Origin of the sequence: Chondromyces crocatus (assembly GCF_001189295.1) — a bacterium.
Taxonomy (GTDB): Bacteria; Myxococcota_A; Polyangia; order Polyangiales; family Polyangiaceae; genus Chondromyces; species Chondromyces crocatus.
This window is the reverse complement of record NZ_CP012159.1, coordinates 7,342,437-7,357,244: the sequence shown is the minus strand read 5'-3', so window position 1 is coordinate 7,357,244 and position 14,808 is coordinate 7,342,437. Positions and strand designations below refer to the sequence as shown.

At 66.1% G+C, this 14,808-nt stretch carries 11 protein-coding genes; 3 read left to right on the top strand and 8 right to left on the bottom strand.

The window, feature by feature from the left end; all coding sequences use genetic code 11:
* Positions 1-523: 523 nt before the first annotated feature.
* Positions 524-1,651 (top strand): LLM class flavin-dependent oxidoreductase, encoded by a 1,128-nt coding sequence (locus CMC5_RS26620; protein ID WP_063796353.1) that lies wholly within the window; start codon positions 524-526, stop codon positions 1,649-1,651.
* A gap of 19 nt (positions 1,652-1,670) precedes the next feature.
* Here CMC5_RS26620 and CMC5_RS26615 read toward each other — a convergent pair whose 3' ends face one another.
* Positions 1,671-2,291: a polymorphic toxin type 44 domain-containing protein gene (locus CMC5_RS26615; protein WP_050433052.1), complete on the bottom strand. Its 621-nt coding sequence runs from the start codon at positions 2,289-2,291 to the stop codon at positions 1,671-1,673.
* A 318-nt stretch (positions 2,292-2,609) separates the two neighbouring features.
* Between CMC5_RS26615 and CMC5_RS44950 the strand changes: the two genes are divergently transcribed.
* The gene (locus tag CMC5_RS44950) at positions 2,610-3,398 is read left to right on the top strand and encodes an ATP-grasp domain-containing protein (protein ID WP_050433051.1); all 789 of its coding nucleotides are present in this window, start codon (positions 2,610-2,612) and stop codon (positions 3,396-3,398) included.
* Positions 3,399-3,434: 36 nt separating this feature from the next.
* Here CMC5_RS44950 and CMC5_RS26605 read toward each other — a convergent pair whose 3' ends face one another.
* The 4 genes from CMC5_RS26605 to CMC5_RS26590 all read right to left on the bottom strand — a co-directional run bounded on the left by CMC5_RS26605 (position 3,435) and on the right by CMC5_RS26590 (position 7,811).
* Positions 3,435-5,036: an alpha/beta fold hydrolase gene (locus CMC5_RS26605; protein WP_050433050.1), complete on the bottom strand. Its 1,602-nt coding sequence runs from the start codon at positions 5,034-5,036 to the stop codon at positions 3,435-3,437.
* Positions 5,033-6,133 (bottom strand): class I SAM-dependent methyltransferase, encoded by a 1,101-nt coding sequence (locus tag CMC5_RS26600; protein ID WP_050433049.1) that lies wholly within the window; start codon positions 6,131-6,133, stop codon positions 5,033-5,035. The genes CMC5_RS26605 and CMC5_RS26600 overlap by 4 nt, the downstream gene beginning before the upstream one ends.
* A gap of 179 nt (positions 6,134-6,312) precedes the next feature.
* Positions 6,313-6,864, bottom strand: coding sequence for a macro domain-containing protein (locus tag CMC5_RS26595; RefSeq protein WP_050436151.1), 552 nt, complete (start codon positions 6,862-6,864; stop codon positions 6,313-6,315).
* Positions 6,865-6,893: 29 nt separating this feature from the next.
* Positions 6,894-7,811: a DUF4419 domain-containing protein gene (locus CMC5_RS26590; protein ID WP_082362822.1), complete on the bottom strand. Its 918-nt coding sequence runs from the start codon at positions 7,809-7,811 to the stop codon at positions 6,894-6,896.
* Here CMC5_RS26590 and CMC5_RS26585 point away from each other — a divergent pair.
* Positions 7,765-8,238, top strand: coding sequence for a DUF6892 domain-containing protein (locus tag CMC5_RS26585; protein WP_050433047.1), 474 nt, complete (start codon positions 7,765-7,767; stop codon positions 8,236-8,238). The two genes, CMC5_RS26590 and CMC5_RS26585, sit on opposite strands and share 47 nt — an antisense overlap.
* 54 nt (positions 8,239-8,292) lie before the next feature.
* Here CMC5_RS26585 and CMC5_RS26580 read toward each other — a convergent pair whose 3' ends face one another.
* From CMC5_RS26580 to CMC5_RS26570, 3 genes are read right to left on the bottom strand one after another with little or no spacing between them, the layout of a single operon-like run.
* Positions 8,293-11,235 carry an SNF2-related protein gene (locus CMC5_RS26580; protein ID WP_245677770.1) on the bottom strand — a complete coding sequence of 981 codons (2,943 nt, stop codon included), beginning with the start codon at positions 11,233-11,235 and terminating at the stop codon, positions 8,293-8,295.
* Complete coding sequence (locus tag CMC5_RS26575; RefSeq protein WP_063796655.1) at positions 11,232-13,400, bottom strand: phospholipase D-like domain-containing protein; 2,169 nt, start codon at positions 13,398-13,400, stop codon at positions 11,232-11,234. The genes CMC5_RS26580 and CMC5_RS26575 overlap by 4 nt, the downstream gene beginning before the upstream one ends.
* Positions 13,397-14,752, bottom strand: coding sequence for a hypothetical protein (locus tag CMC5_RS26570; protein WP_050433045.1), 1,356 nt, complete (start codon positions 14,750-14,752; stop codon positions 13,397-13,399). Before CMC5_RS26570 ends, CMC5_RS26575 begins: the two co-directional genes overlap by 4 nt.
* Positions 14,753-14,808 lie beyond the last annotated feature (56 nt).

The window sequence follows — 14,808 nt, the reverse complement described above, 5'->3', positions numbered from 1 at the left end:
GCAATGATGTCCGGACGCTGCAGAAGCGATCCCACCCACGGTGAACGACGATCTTCCGTCGATCGGCAGCTCGGAGAAGGATCACGAATTCATGCGCGCATGCCGATGCTTCTCCGCCATGGGTAAAACAATGCAAAATGAAGCCGGATCGCTCCCCGTCCGCGTGACGGGAGCGCGGCGAACCGCAACTTAGTAATGGTGGAGCGCATTGTCCCGTTGATAAATCCGACGCGTGCGCTGACGTACGAACGATGTATTCGCGAAACCGGGCGTGTTGAATGTGCCCACATGGCCTCAGGCTCTCGGGCTCTACGTTTCACAATGATTGTGGAACCCATTGTTCGAGAGCGCTGGCGCGTTCGATCCGGGAGCAGATAGAAGCAGCGGTGGACGTTCCTTCGTGGCAAGGCACGAGGGAAGAGCCACCGTGCTCTGCCCTCTCGATCCGTGCAGCCGCCCCCGAGCGGGAGTCACGATTCAAAAATGAAGAGCGCCCGAAAATGGTGCGCGAAAGGAGGAGTGCATGCATGTCGGAATGGGCGTGATTTTCCAGGCCGAGGCCGAAGAACGCACGGATCTCGACGTCTATGGAAACGAGCTGCGCCTGGCCGACCTCGCCGAGCCGCTCGGTTTCGATTCGATCTGGGGTGTGGAGCACCATTTCACGAACCACACCATCTGCCCTGACGTGCTGCAGTATCTGACCTACCTCGCGGCGCGCACACAGCGGATACAGCTCGGCTCGATGGTCGTCGTCCTCCCCTGGCATCACCCCATGCGGGTGGCCGAGCAGGTCATGATGCTCGACCACATGAGCGGAGGGCGCGTCATCCTCGGCATCGGACGGGGGCTCGGCCGCATCGAGTTCGAAGGCCTCGGCGTCCGACAGGAGGACAGCCGCGAGACCTTCAACGAAGCGGCGCAGATGATCCTGCAAGGCCTGGAGCGCGGCTACTGCGAGTTCGACGGCAAGTTCGTGAAGCAAGCGCGGCGCGACATCCGGCCTCGCCCCTTCAAGACGTTCCGCGGCCGCACCTACGCCGCCGCCGTCTCTCCGGAGTCCGCTCCGATCCTGGCCCGCCTCGGCATCGGCATGCTCATCATGCCCCAGAAGCCCTGGGACGTCGTGGAGACCGAACTCCAGGAGTACCGGCGCATCTTCCGGGACGTGAACGGCGAAGAGGCGCCCCCGCCCGTCGTCACCGGCTGGGTCTTCTGCGACGACGACCCGGAGCGCGCGCGCGTCCAGGCGCACAAGTACATCGGCGGCTACTGGCGCTCCCTCGTGCGGCACTACGAGCTCGTCGGCAGCCACCTGAACAAGATGCGCGGCTACGAGAGCTACAAGAAGCTCCAGCAGATGATGAGTGCGCCAGGAGGCATCGACATGATGACGGAGTTCTTCGTCGGCTTGCAGCCCTGGGGCACACCCGACCAGTGCCTCGACAAGATCCTCGACATCCAGAAGCGCACGGGCGCCGAGGCGTTCGCCGGCGTCTTCAGCTACGCAGGCATGCCCTACGACATCGCCGAGGCCAACCTGCGGCGCTTCGCCACCCAGGTGATGCCGCGCCTCAAGTCGCGCATCCCCCTCGATCAGCAGCGCATCACCCGCGCTGGCCTCGGGGCTCCGGGCCCGACGCCGGCATGATGGCCTCCTCGCCATCGGGTCAGCGTTTGCGGAGCGTCTTCTGGCCGGTCGCTGCGCTCTCGTAGCTGTGTGGGCGCCGGTCGAACTGCGGCGTCTGAACCACCTTCTGGATCAGCGCTTCCGGAGTGACAGGCGTTCCGGAATCGTACATGCGACATCCCATGGAGACGGCGAGCGAGTCTTGTTCTGGATCCCCTCGGCTCGTCTTCCCCGTCCACCAGCTATGGACCTGCTGCTGGGCGTTGGCGCCATCGATGAGGGTCCGCTCCGAGAAACCAGAAGCCCGCCCCACGTAGCCGTAGTGGATGTTGGACCAGACATCGTGAAAGTACTCCCATTCGCCCCATGTGTGCCAGCGACCGGGGACGGTCTCGCCGATCTGTCGTGACGTGAAGTGATCCTTGTGATCCCAGGGTCTGCCGGGCGCCACCCTCTCGATCAACGCCAGGTACGCAACGGTCTGGTTTCCGGAACCGAGGACAGGAACCTGCGCGCTCGAATTTTGAAGGGCCATGTGCTTTGCATGCCAGCTCGCGGCGTTGTTCTTCATCTCTGCCGCCATGTACTCGGCGACGGCCCTCACCTCGTTGATGATGTCGAAGTAGTGCACTTTCCCCGTTTCCAGCGGGAAGAACTCCACCTTCTTCCTGGTGGCATGGGACGGCCAGTCTTTGCGCCAGAACGCCTGCGTTCCCTCCGGGAAGCTCGGAAAGTCGATCTCGATCGAGCATCGACTGCATTCGACTCAGCTCGGTCTCACTCATCCGTGACTCCGTGCGCGACTCGTCCCGTCCTCTGGTCTTCGCTGCGCCTGCAGCACGGCGGCTGGATGCTGGCGTCATCGTATCCGTCGCTCGAGTGCATCGACAGGACATCGCTGGCGGCACTCCGTTTCGCGGAAAGTCGCTGGAATTGTCCGTCGACGCGGACTGACCTACCCTCGACGCCGGTCGCGCACATGCCTACCCTCGTCCTCTCCCACCGCTACAGCCCCGACTCGAACGCCCTGTTCTCCGCGGCGCTCGCCGCTTTCTGGGATGTCGAGCGGCTGCACACCTTCCGTTGCCCCGAGGGGCTCGCCGAGCGCGACCCCGTCTTCTACGGCGAGACCCTCCTCGCCGATGCGATCCTGGACGACCTTCGCCTCGCCCTGCTCGAACCGACGGCCGACTGGCTCCCGGGGCTCCCGCGCGTTCACCGCCTGCGTGACGTGCGGCTCACGACGCTCGCGGAGGCCGTCACCCTCCGCGAGCGCACCTTCATCAAGCCCACCGACGAGAAGCTCTTCCCTGCGCGCGTCTACGAAGGCGGCGCCGCCCTCGATCCGGATCCCAAGCTTCCTCCGGATCTCCCCGTGCTCGTCAGCGAGCCAGTCGTCTTCGAGGTGGAGTTCCGCTTCTTCATCCTGGAGCGACGGGTAGCGACGTTCTCGCCGTACATCCGCGGCGGCGAGATCGCGCGGAGCGCCGATGGCGCATGGGAGGCCGACCCACAGGAGAGTGCAGCCGCCACGGCGACGGTACAGGCCCTGCTCGCCGATCCCGACGTGGCGCTGCCGCCTGCGGTGGTCGTGGACATCGGCCACATGGCCGGCCGAGGCTGGGGCGTCGTCGAGGCCAACCCGGCGTGGGCTTCCGGCCTCTGCGGCAGCGATCCTGCCCTTGTGCTGCCGGTGCTCCGCCGCTGCGCCGTCCCCCGAAGCCACCTCACCGAGGGCGACACCCGCTGGGTGCGGCCCAGCGGATGATGCCCCGAACCTGTCCATGAGCGCGCCACCTGCTGGCTACTGCGGCGAGCCGGACGAGCCGCCCTGAGACGCCCCATCATCCTCCCACAGATCCGGCACCCCCAGGACCTTCAGCGCCAGCTCGGGCGTCCCCCGGAAATCGAGCGGTTGCACCTCGGCCACGCAGGACGTGTCCACGGGCGTCTTCACCTCCGAGAGGAAGCTCCGGAACAGCGTCAGCCCGCACGGCGTGTGCGGCGGTGCGGTCGTCGGAGAGCCGACCAGGGTGCCATGGACCGCGCGCTCGATCGGCACGAACGTCTGGTGCGGCTTTCGGTAATGAGACGCAACCTCCTGGGCGATGTCGATCGACGCGATCGGATCGAGCGTCCCGTTCAGCAGCAGCATGGGTATGCGCGTGGAGGGATACTGCTCGGCGTACTCGTCCCGCGGGTAGCGCGGCCACACCTCGTACAGCGCGCGGTAGTACGGCCCGATGTCGAACGAGAACAGCGCCCCGGCCTGTTCCGCCTCGAGCTCCGCCTCCGAAGGCAGCTCGCGCTGCACCATCTCGGAAAGGAGAATGTTCATCCCCAGCGCGCGTGACCGGAGGCGCCGAGCTTGCGCCGAGGGAGCACCTTCCTGGGGCCCGTCCAGGTGAGCCACCAGCGACTCGAACGCCGCCACGTCACCGGGCGCGCAGCGCAGACCCCGGTAAACGAGCGCCGGGATGAGCGGCCGCAGCGTGAAGCTCTCCAGGAAGTCCGCGAAGCGCGAACGGAGCCCGCGCCGGTCCAGACCCAGATCGACCAGTGCGGGACACGCATCGGCCTCCAGCTCCACCAGCAGCTCCGTCAGACGTGCCGCCGGATCCGGACCCAGCTTCCCGGCGCAGAACGGATCGGCTGCGCACAGCGCGAGCACCTCTCGTCCGACCCGATCGTTCCGCGCGTCGCGCGTGACGTGCGAGCAGAGCGACGTCTGGCACAGGCTGTCGAGCGTCACCGAGGTCGCCTGGGCGGGGAAGAGCTGGAGGTAACGCTGCGCCCACAGCGACCCGTACGACTCCCCGAACACGTGCACCTCTTGCCCGGCCTCGCGGACCCGCGCGATGACCGCGCCGACATCCCTCGCCGCGTTCGTGATGTCGAACGCCCCGAGCTGCGGCCCCCACCTCTCCTGGAGGGCCGCGGCGCAGGCCTGCCATTCCGCGATGCTTTTCGGCGACTTCTCCGGCTCTCCGGGGCACAGGAGCTGGCTCGACCGGCCCGTCCCCCGGTGATCCGGCAGGTAGACGTCCAGCGTCGGATCGTGCGACGAGAGCCGCTGCGCCAGCCCCTCGAACGTCGCTCCCGCATTGCCGGGGCCTCCCGCCAGGAGCCAGAGCTGTCGCCGCGTCGCGGCCGTCCCGGCGAGGCGCTTCACGAAGAACGTGATCGTCGCTCCGCTGGCCGCTCGCCAGTCGACCGGCAGCGTGATCTCCGCGCACGCTGCCCCCTGACCCTCCCCGCCGGTGACGACGGGGCACGCGCTCCACACGATCGGCCCCACGCTGGCCATGGAGATGCCACCGAGCGACTCCTGATCGTTGCAAGTGCAGCCAGCCGATCCTGCGGCGCCCAGCAGCGCCACCACGACCCACGCCCGGATCGACCTCACCCGCCGCTCGTGGCCGGCCTCTCCACCCAGGTGAAGAGCACCGACAGATCGTGCACCAGATCCATCGCATCCTCCCCCCGATCCCAGCCGAGCGCCTGCCCGACCGTGCGCATGGTCTCCGTGTCGTCCTCGTCGAACGCGATCACGCGAAAACCCGCCGCTTCCCACTGCGCCCGCGTGAACGGCGAGCGCCCATCGCTCCACGGGACGAAAGGCTTGTCGGGCGGCGAGGGAGCGGGACAGATGTTGTAGACGAGCATCTGCCCCGAGGGCCGGAGGGCGCGGAAGAACGCAGCGAGCACCGCCTCGTCGGGGACGCCGAGACGGATGAGATGGCGCTCCTCCGCGGGCCGATCCGGGTGGATGTACCCCTTCTTCAGCACGTTCTTGGAGAGGATCAGGTCATACCCGTCACCCACCTCCTTCACCACGTCCACCTCCGCGGGGAACCGGCCATGGAGCAGCCGGAACCGCCCCTCCGCCCCGTCGACACCCCGCACGGCCCCCTGATCCGAAGCCTGCGCATAGAGCGCGCGGAGGAGTGGATCGACGTCGACGCCCGTCACCTCGTGCCCCAGCGCGGCGAGCATGCGCAGGTGGCCACTGTAGCCGTAGCCGAAGTCCAGGATGCGGGCGCGCTGCGGGAGCCGCAGGCCCCGTGAGAAGAGCAGGTCGAGCGGGCGTGCGTAGGAGAGCGGCGTCCCGTAGCGGGTCGTGTAGTAGAACTCCTCGTCGATCTCGCGGCGCTGCAACGCCTCCCGCTCACCGGCCGGCAGCTCGGCCGCCTCGCTCGCGGTGAAGTAACGCTTCCGATCGGTGTCGTGGAAGAGCGTTCGCGGCGTGACCCGCGGGAGCACCGCGGTGCTCTCCAGAAAGCGCCGCGCCCCCTCGGTGCGGAGGAGAGGCGAGAGATGCGGCACATCGGCGAGGATCCGCGCTCGCCCCGTCAGCGTCTCCCGATCCGTGGTCGCGCTCTGTGCCTCGGGTGAGGCGGAGGCCTCGGTGCGAACCGGCGCACCAGCGGCCACCTGAGGCGCGGGTGCACAGGCTGCGAGGCCGAACAGCGCGACGAGCGGGATGGCGCTTGCGCCGAGCATCGAGCGTCTACCAGGTCGTTTCATCACGGATGGACTCCCCACGGCGAGCGTGGCTCCGCGCATCCTGCTCCCGCCCGCGCTCTCACGGAAAGCCGAAAACGCCCACCCAGACCTTCCCCGCCACCCCGGACTGCGCGCGGTGCCCGGGCGCTCCGCCAGAATCCTCCCTGCCTCGTGCCTCAGCCCTGGCCGAGGGACGCCAGCGCTTCGGAGAAGACCTGGAGATCAGCCGGCGTGAACAGCACGAAGACGACGCGCTTTACCGAACGCTCCCCCGCTTTCAGGTGCTCCATGGCCGCCTGGAGCGCGATCGGCGCCGCCCTGGCGATCGGAAACCCGTACACCCCCGTGCTGATCGCGGGGAACGCCACGCTCTCGACCGCCTTCTCTTCGCACAGCCGCAGGCTCACCTCGTGCGCGCTCCTCAGCAGCGCCGCGCACTCTGCGTCACGCGCCGTGCTGTACCGGGGCCCGACGGCGTGCACGATGAAGCGTGTGGGCAGCGGGATGCGCCCGGCTCCGGTGATGACCGCGCTGCCCGTCGCGCACCCCCCGAAGGGACGCGTCAGCTCGTACAGTTCAGGCCCCGCGGCCCGGTGGATTGCCCCGTCGACGCCCCCGCCGCCCGCCAGGGAAGCATTCGCCGCGTTCACGATGGCGTCCGTCTTCGCCTGGACGATGTCCCCTTGAACCAACCTGATCCGGCCAGCACCCACCACGATCTCCGGCATCCCGTCCTCCGCGCGCTCGAAGGTACACGCTATCCCCAGCTCCCTGGACCCCACCATCTCCCTGGCTTCTCGTGGCCGCTCTCGATGACCGCCCAGCCGATGGCAGGGCGGAGCGTAAAATCATCGGCGTCCTGTGCGACCCCGAGCAGCCCCCCGACGAACTCCATCTCGAAGCGTCGGTCCAGATACTTCCAGCAGAAGGGGGCCTTCGACGGCATGCTCGGAAAATCATCGCGACCTGGCCCGTCGACTCCGTGCGCTGCCGACCCGAGCCAGGGATTCCGGAGGAGCCCAGGCCCCTCGATGGGCTGCCCCATCTCCCACGCCCATCGCGCTCCACGGTCCACGAGGTATAGAAAGAGGCTCACGATCCAGCCTGTGATCTGGGCCGACCCGCTGCCGCGTGGCCCCTGCCATTCATAGATGGATTCCCAGAAACCGCGGTTCACATTGCCCTGCGCTGCCGCGGTGAATTCGTCGAGCAATGGCTGCAAGGCATCGATCCAGAAGTCCAGCCCGAGGCGTCTGAACCGCTGCACCCGTCGCGCAATGGACCGCCAGTCCTCCGCGGTGCCCTCCAGGGTCAGCACCGGAATTCCGCAGCGTGTGCGCAGTTCGTCGCTGAAGAACCCCTTCACGACATCGAGCAGTCCGACCTCCGACGCCGCCCTGGAACCAGGGGTCTCGACACCACCTCCCGGAAGGGCAGCTCGGGGAGGGGAGCCGTCGCCGGGGCGACTTCGGAAACTCGAAACGTCGTGCCCTGCACCGTCGTGCTCACTGGATCCTCCTCCCGCCCCGGGGCCCCACGCGAGGGTACTCCTGGTGCGTGGACCAGGGGAACCACAAGCCGCACGGGAGCCCTGACGGCGCCGGTGCGTTCGAGCGTAAGCTCGGCGAATGTTCAAGGATCTCAACTTCAAGCTGAGCGTGATCTCCGCCCTCATGGAGGACGGTCACTTCGTCGAGGAAGCCGAGGCGCTCCACGACGCGCACGCCGAGTCGGCGGAGGACTACAAGGCCATCCAGGAGGTCATGGCGTTCTACGAGAAGCTCGAGATCCCTCCCGACCTGCTCGCCACGATCACGTCCCTCGTACCGGACGGGGGAGATCTCGCCTACATGCACGCGGTGAGCGTGTGGGATGGGGAGGATGACCTGTTCGACATCACCTCCCTCGACGGGATCGAGCACCTGATCAACCTGGAGGTGTTCGCGCCGATTGCGATGATCGGTGAGGGTGGGATCGATTACACGCCGCTCCTCGGCTGCAAGAAGCTGAAGCGAGTGGATGTGTCGTTCGCGAGCGAGGGGGAGAAGAACGAGTCGGTGAAGGAGGCGCTGGAGAAGCGCGGAGTCGAGATCGAGGAGTAGCCTGGTCTGGACAGATCCTGCTGGTGAAATGCCACCATCGCATCCCACCTGCCGTCACGATGGAGTTTCGGCCCGAGGCTTGAGGTCGATCCGCAGCTCGCTCGCGAGCCGCTCGGGCAACGGAGAGGGCTCCTCATCGCCCAGCGTGTACTCCGAGAAATCGGGCCTGGCACCTAGCAGGAACTCGAGCCACTTCTCCCGGCTCTTCACCGTGCGAAACAGCCGCTCGTCGATGGTGCGGTGCACGAGGGGGTAGAGAATGTCGAGCTTCGTGCTCGGGTCTCGCGCCAGCAGCTTCGTGGTCAGTGAGCCGATGCGATCGACGCGTCCCACGCGCTGCTCGAGCTGAGCCGGATTCCACGCCAGATCGTGGTGCACAATCCGTCGACAGTGGCGATGGAGGTCGAGCCCCTCCTGCATCACCTCGTTGGCGACGAGGATCATGGGATAGAGCGGCGTATTGAACGCTTCGCGCAGCCGCTCGCGGCTTTCCCCGTCCCTGGTGTGTCGGACGAGCGCACCCGTGGCGATGGGTCCTTCGAGGATGTCTCGTTGCTGGCTCTCATTGCGAGACTGGAAATAGTGCAAGAAGTCACGCAGTCTCTGGACCCAGGGCTTTCCCGCTGGGGTGCGCCAGAAGGCATCGACGAAATCCAGAAGCTCGCGGGATTTTAGGTTCTCGACCTCCAGACCGCTGGCCCGAGCTGCGCCGAGCAGATCCGCGAGGAATGGGACCTCTCGATGCGTCAGAAGACGAGCAAGCCGCTCGACGACGCCTACCCGAATTTTGCGGTTCAGGCCATAAAGAGCGCTGCTCAGATAGCCCCAGAGATGGGGCCGGTGCTGGACGACGAGCCGCGCAGCGTCGTGGCCGATCTCCCACGTGGGGCACTCCCTGCCGCGCTCGTCGTTCTCCAGATCGTCGAGTTCGAGGTCGAGCCCGAGGGTGAGGAAATCGGGCGAGGTCAGCACGTCGAGCTGGTGTTCATAATCGGCCCCTTCGGTGGGGCAGTGTGTACGCCACAGGGTGGCTGCAGCCTGTTCCACGCATCGTTTGAGGTGACCATAATCGAGCCGTGAGGCCCGCGTCTTCGTTGTGCGCAGCTGCGATCGCCGCTCGTTGGCGAGTTCGATAATCTCGTCGAGATGATCCTCGGCCCAGGGGCCCATGGTCAGAAGTGATTGCAAGTAGCGCTCGCGCAGCGCCAGGTAAAGTGCGTCCTGAGGGTCGTGGAAACGAGTCCGGATGCGCGCATGGCGGCCGCGGGTATCTTTATCGCGAGTGGTGGTATCGAAGATGTCGTCGCGGGTCGCTCCTGGATAGGCAACTCGCCATCGCTCCAGCAGACGCTCCATCCAGGCCTCCTTCAGCTCGCTGGCGAGATCGGAGAGCGTCTCCACGCGCGTGCAGAACACCAGCGTCTTATCTCCACGCTCGGCGGCCTCCAGCGCATCCGTCATGACGAAGTTCAGCTTGGGATGATCACTGGGCCGCGCACCCAGCTTGTCGAGCACGCTACGGAGGAGCTTGCGATAGTCCTCGGCGGAGGGCGGGAGATCCTTCCGCACCGAGTCGGCCAGCAGCTCGCCTTCTCGCGCTGCGCCGTAGGATGAGACCATGTTGATCTGGACGGCGGCCTTGTGCGTCCGTGCCTTCTGCCGGAACAGCTCGGCAATGAACCGCTCGTAGATCAGAAAGGGCAGCACGCTCTCGCCTTCGGGCAGGCAGGGCGCGCGTCGGTGCGAGCGGTAGCGACGTTTGTCATCCTGGATACTCCGGATCATCCAGGTGCGGAAACCGGGCTCGATCTTCTCCCGCTTGAGCCGGAGAAGCTCGCGCGCTGCACCTGCCACGGCGCGCAGCGAGGGCTCGTCGACTTCCGACGTGAGCGTGGGATCGCGCTCGAAGAGCTCGCCGAACTCGGCCACCAACCCTGGATCGAGAGCCCTCCAGAATGCCTCGAAGGCGTTGTAAGCATGCTGATAGGCACGGATGTCCTCGAAGAAGGCATCAGCGCCGAAGAGCAAATCGGCCGGTGCCCCGATGGCCATCGAGAAAAGCGCGAGCACCTGGCGTAGCTCCGTGATGTCGAGCTGGAAGGGAGTCGCCGTCAGGAAGAGCGCCTTCCGGTACTTTTTCCGGAACGTCGCGGTCACCGCTGCGGAGCGCACCGTGTGAGCGTTCTTCAGCTTGTGCGCCTCATCGAGGATCAAGAGATCCACGTCCGGCATCAAGGCGCGGACGAGGCGGAATCGTGCCAGGTTGAGCGCCCTGCGCACCAGCTCATGGCGACCGAATACCTCGTCGCCTTCGGCTTGGTGGAGTGTGTCGAGCGCGACCAGGGGACCTCCCTCGATGACCTCCTCCTCGCTCCGCCCACCGAATGCTGCGTCCAGGTGCGGTTCGATCTCCTCCAGTGTGGCGAATTCGAGGAAGTGTGACTTTGAGACGTCGACACGCGGCTGCTTTCCACCATTGTACCTGCGCAGAATGGCGTTGGTCGTATTCCAGTGCAGCTTCTTCCAGAAGCAGTAGAGCGACAGCAAATACGCCTGCTCTTTTCCGCCCTTTCCGGTGTTGAAGATGGTGATCGGCGCAATGACCACGTGCTTCTGGCGAAGCGTCGTGACGAAATCGTTAAGGGTCCGGACGGCAGCGATCTGGTCGCCGAAGGCGTACATGGGGGACCGGCCTTCCCCGAACTTCTGAAACTCTTTCTCCCATTTGGTGTTCAGATCAGGGCCAGGGGTGAGGACGACGATCCGGCTGTCACCGTTCATGTGCCGCATTGCGGCGGCCACCCCGATGGCCTCGAAGGTCTTGCCCATCCCGACTTCGTCGGCGAGCACGACGCCTGGTCGCTCGTCGAAGAGTTCGAGTGCGCGGAGCACCGTCTGCTCCTGGCGTTCGATGTCTCGCGGGGGGATGCCGTCCGCCAGGGCGCGCGCATCGAGATGAAGGAATCCACGCAGCCACGCAACATCCCGCGCTTTCATGTCGTCACACCGTAGTGTTTCAAGATGTCTTTGACCCAGGGACGTCCCTTGTTCCCGGGCCGGAGTTCAGCGAGATCTGCACGGAGCTTGCTGGTGAATTCGTCGAGAATCTCCCTCTTCTTCGGTGCAGAGGCGTCTTCGGGGATCGGCGTCCGGGTGAGAACGTGGAGCAGCTCGGCGCCATAGAACCACGTCTCGTCACGGGTGAGGCCGCCGGGGGTGTCTCTCGCCTTCAGCATCCGGTCCCATACCGCCCCTGCGCTGACCGGGCTGACCAGGAGGAGGCGGAAGGCAGCGACAGAGAGGGTCTCGTCCGCAAGCTCGCGTTCCAGCCCCCACCAGGCCTTGAACACGTCCACGGGTCCGAATCCCTCGCCGAAGATCGTCTCCAGAACCACGCTCATGCTGACGCCGCCTGGGGTGTTCTTCAGGGTGGCCAGTCGTTCGGCTCCGAGGCGGTGCCCCAGCAAGGCGAGCAGCTCGCGCAGCTCCAGCTCGACGAGCGCGGGGTTCGTCGGGAGCATGGCCAGGTCGAGGACGTGGATGGGGACCATGAACTCTTGCTCATGTGCCGTGAGCACGAGTTCGCAGTTTGAACCCTGCAGCGTGAAGCCTTCGACCGTGGTCGTGCCAGAAGGAGGGCGGTCTCCGGACAGGAGCGTCTTCTTGGCGTAGCGCAGTTGAAACGGCCCCAGTGGCGCAGGGCCTCTCCGGGCCCACGTCACGTCGAGCCGCTGCTCGGCCGCGTCATGAATGGCGGACTCGATCCACGCGGCGAGGTTCGGCATGGTCGGGGGGAAATGGCGGTCGGTCAGCTTGATCGTCTCCCGGCGGCCATGGACCAGCTCTGGCGCGAAGTCGTGGAGAGCGAGCGCTCCTTCCAGCATGAACGCCGCGGCGATCTCGACGTTTCCGCCGTCCGCTGCAGTCTGAAGCAGCGCACGCCGCGAGGCGTTCGGCGAGCCGACGAGGACGTAGGTGAGTTCCTTCCGGCGGTGCTTGACGGTGAGCGTGATGAGCTTGGCATGCAGGGGGCGGTGAACGGGAACGCCCTCTTCGAGCCGGCTCGCCGGATGTAGCCAGATATGGACATGGGATCCATGCTCTTCGATCAGCTCCAGGATCCGGCGTGGTGCATAGGCCGCAAGCCCCTGGACGGGCCTGGCCTTGCCCTCTTCGAGGGCTTCTTCGAGTTCCTGGCGAGGGCGACGGCGGCTTTCTCCGTGCCGATCTTCGATCTGGACCTGTGCTGTCGTGACCGCGAGCAGCGTCAGGTAGTCAACCGTGACCTCCTCGTCGGACCCTCGATGGATCCGCCAGAGCTGGTTGCACCCTTGCGTCAGGCTGAGCGGCGTCGGTGGCGTCGATGCATTCGGTGCGTCGTCCCAGAGCAGTCCGATGTCCAGTCTCGGCGGGTCTCCTGGGCGCGCTGTCGTCAGTGATTTGAGCACGGATCTGAGTTCATCGATGCTCATCGCGTCGGCGTCGTCCGCCTCGAAGAACGGTGCCATGACGCCCACGCGCGTGACGCGGGCCTCGCGGGGCACGAGGTCGAGGAACTGGTCCAGGATGGGGGCGCGCATCGAGTGCAAGAACACGAAGGCAGGGCGATCCGAGCTCTGCTGCTTTGGCCCGAGGCGACGCGTCAGATCCTCACGGATCCTGTCGAGCTGTGTCCCCCGAGACTGCACGATGGTGGCGACCTGACCCAGGAACTCGTTCACTTCATGCAGGATGGTCGCTTCTTCGGGAGCCTCGTAATGCAGGTCGCGCACGAAGAAGAGTTCGGTGTTGCCGCCATAGCCACCTGGCGTCAGGTTGCCCGAGCCGACCTGGAGCCGTGCAAACTTCCCGAACAAAAGGAGCACGAGCTTCGGGTGGAAGACGCGCCCGTGAACTTCCAGGCGGTCGTACGGCAGCCGCTGTCCAGCGGGACCGCAGCCCCCGTCGACAATGCATGTGACGGGTGTGCGCTGGAGGGCCTGGATGGCTTCATCACGGAACCGTAGGGCTTGCTCTGCCGGGTCCGAGTGAAGGTGCAGGAGTGCCGGCAGCACCTGCTCGTCGAAGAACGACGGATCAAACGAGTACGTGCAGAACACGGCCCCATGGCAGGCCTCGTCACGGGCGAGTCGCTCGAGCGGACGAGCTGGTTTCAGCTTCACGAGCACCTCCCCATGTCGATGAGCAAGCTGCGCACGATCGGAATCTTCAGCGGCGGAAAGCCAACGTTCGCCAGGTGACCCGTGTACGATGTTCGTACGACGACGACCTTGTCGCCATCCTCTCGCAACCAGCTTCCGCCGTGGCCCCGCTCCTGCTGGACACGGAGGTGGTACGAAAGGAGGTGGACGAGGGCCTGGTCCCGAGGCGCGTCGCGGAGCTGAGCCACGAGCGAGAGGAACGCCGCCCCGTGCACCGGGAGCTGCTTCAGGCGAGCGGCGAGCGGTGAGTCGAGGAGTTCGGAGCACGCCTTGCGCAGCGTGTCGTGGGCGACGGGTGGGAAGGCGGCGCCCACGAGGAGCCGGCGTGAGGCCATCCATCCGTTGTCCGTGGCAGCGCCGTACGCGGCATTGAAGCACGTCAGGATCTCGCGGAATGCTCTTCCGAAGGTGAGGGCCAGGACGAGATGCTCGCGGAGCGTCGCTTCCACGGATCCCCAGGTTCCTGCGAGCGCGTTTGCAAGGACCTGCTCCGGATCCGTGACCTGGTCCTTGGCAGCGCGACGGATCAGCTCCGAGCAGGGTAGGGTGATCGGATCGCGCGCCCGGGTGAAGAGGGTGTCGTAGAGCCGCGTTTGTTGAACGGTCCGCTGTCGGCCCACGAGGCAGCTCAAGCGTGAGCGCTCTCCGACCGCCGCCAGGGTGAGGCCGGTGTACTTGCGATCGATGACGCGCTTCTTCAGCGTTGGATCGAGGGCGGTGAGTGCGTAGGCTTCGTAACGGCTGGAACGCGCACTGGCATCGGGCTCGTCCCAGAAAGCCTCCAGGATCGCGCGCGCTGCGGGGGATGGCCGAAGAGTCCCGGCGATGACGAGGCCAATGTCTCGCAGGGAGTTCAGGTAAGCGCCAAGCGCGCCCAGCTCCGATTGACGGGAGATGAGGGGAAAGTCCAGCCGCAGGGGAGCATCCCCGGGCGACCAGGCGCGCTTGAGACCTCGGACGCCGCGGATGGTGTCGGGATTGCCGCGCCCCAGGGCGCCACCCAGCGACTCCATGAGCGCGAGCGCCCAGAAGCGCTCCCACTGCTCGAAGAGCTGCGTACGGGTGTTGTCGTCGGCAGGAAGCGCGTGCTTCTCGATCGTACGTTCCACGAGGTGCAGCCCGTAGAGCACGACGGCGTAGTACTGTGCGCGGCTCGTGCGCGTGGTCAGCGTCGGGAACAGCCAGAGCCCGACCTGCTGCGCGAGATAGTCCAGAGCGAGCGGATCCTCGGGGCTGAAGTCCGAGTCGTCTGCGAGGCGCGCCGTCCAGTAGAGGCTGACCTCGGGTTGCTTCAGGGGTTCGAGTAAGACCATGGTTGCGCGAACCTGCAATCTAACGGCCTGAGCAAGGGCCGGCGCAACCTCTCTCT

What these genes read in the sequence shown, in the direction of transcription:
- CMC5_RS26620 (WP_063796353.1), top strand. Translation starts at nt 524, where the DNA reads ATGCATGTCGGAATGGGCGTGATTTTCCAGGCCGAGGCCGAAGAACGC.
- CMC5_RS44950 (WP_050433051.1), top strand. Translation starts at nt 2,610, where the DNA reads ATGCCTACCCTCGTCCTCTCCCACCGCTACAGCCCCGACTCGAACGCC.
- CMC5_RS26600 (WP_050433049.1), bottom strand. Translation starts at nt 6,133, where the DNA reads ATGCTCGGCGCAAGCGCCATCCCGCTCGTCGCGCTGTTCGGCCTCGCA.
- CMC5_RS26595 (WP_050436151.1), bottom strand. Translation starts at nt 6,864, where the DNA reads ATGCCGGAGATCGTGGTGGGTGCTGGCCGGATCAGGTTGGTTCAAGGG.
- CMC5_RS26585 (WP_050433047.1), top strand. Translation starts at nt 7,765, where the DNA reads ATGTTCAAGGATCTCAACTTCAAGCTGAGCGTGATCTCCGCCCTCATG.
- CMC5_RS26590 (WP_082362822.1), bottom strand. Translation starts at nt 7,811, where the DNA reads ATGAGGGCGGAGATCACGCTCAGCTTGAAGTTGAGATCCTTGAACATT.
- CMC5_RS26580 (WP_245677770.1), bottom strand. Translation starts at nt 11,235, where the DNA reads ATGAAAGCGCGGGATGTTGCGTGGCTGCGTGGATTCCTTCATCTCGAT.
- CMC5_RS26570 (WP_050433045.1), bottom strand. Translation starts at nt 14,752, where the DNA reads ATGGTCTTACTCGAACCCCTGAAGCAACCCGAGGTCAGCCTCTACTGG.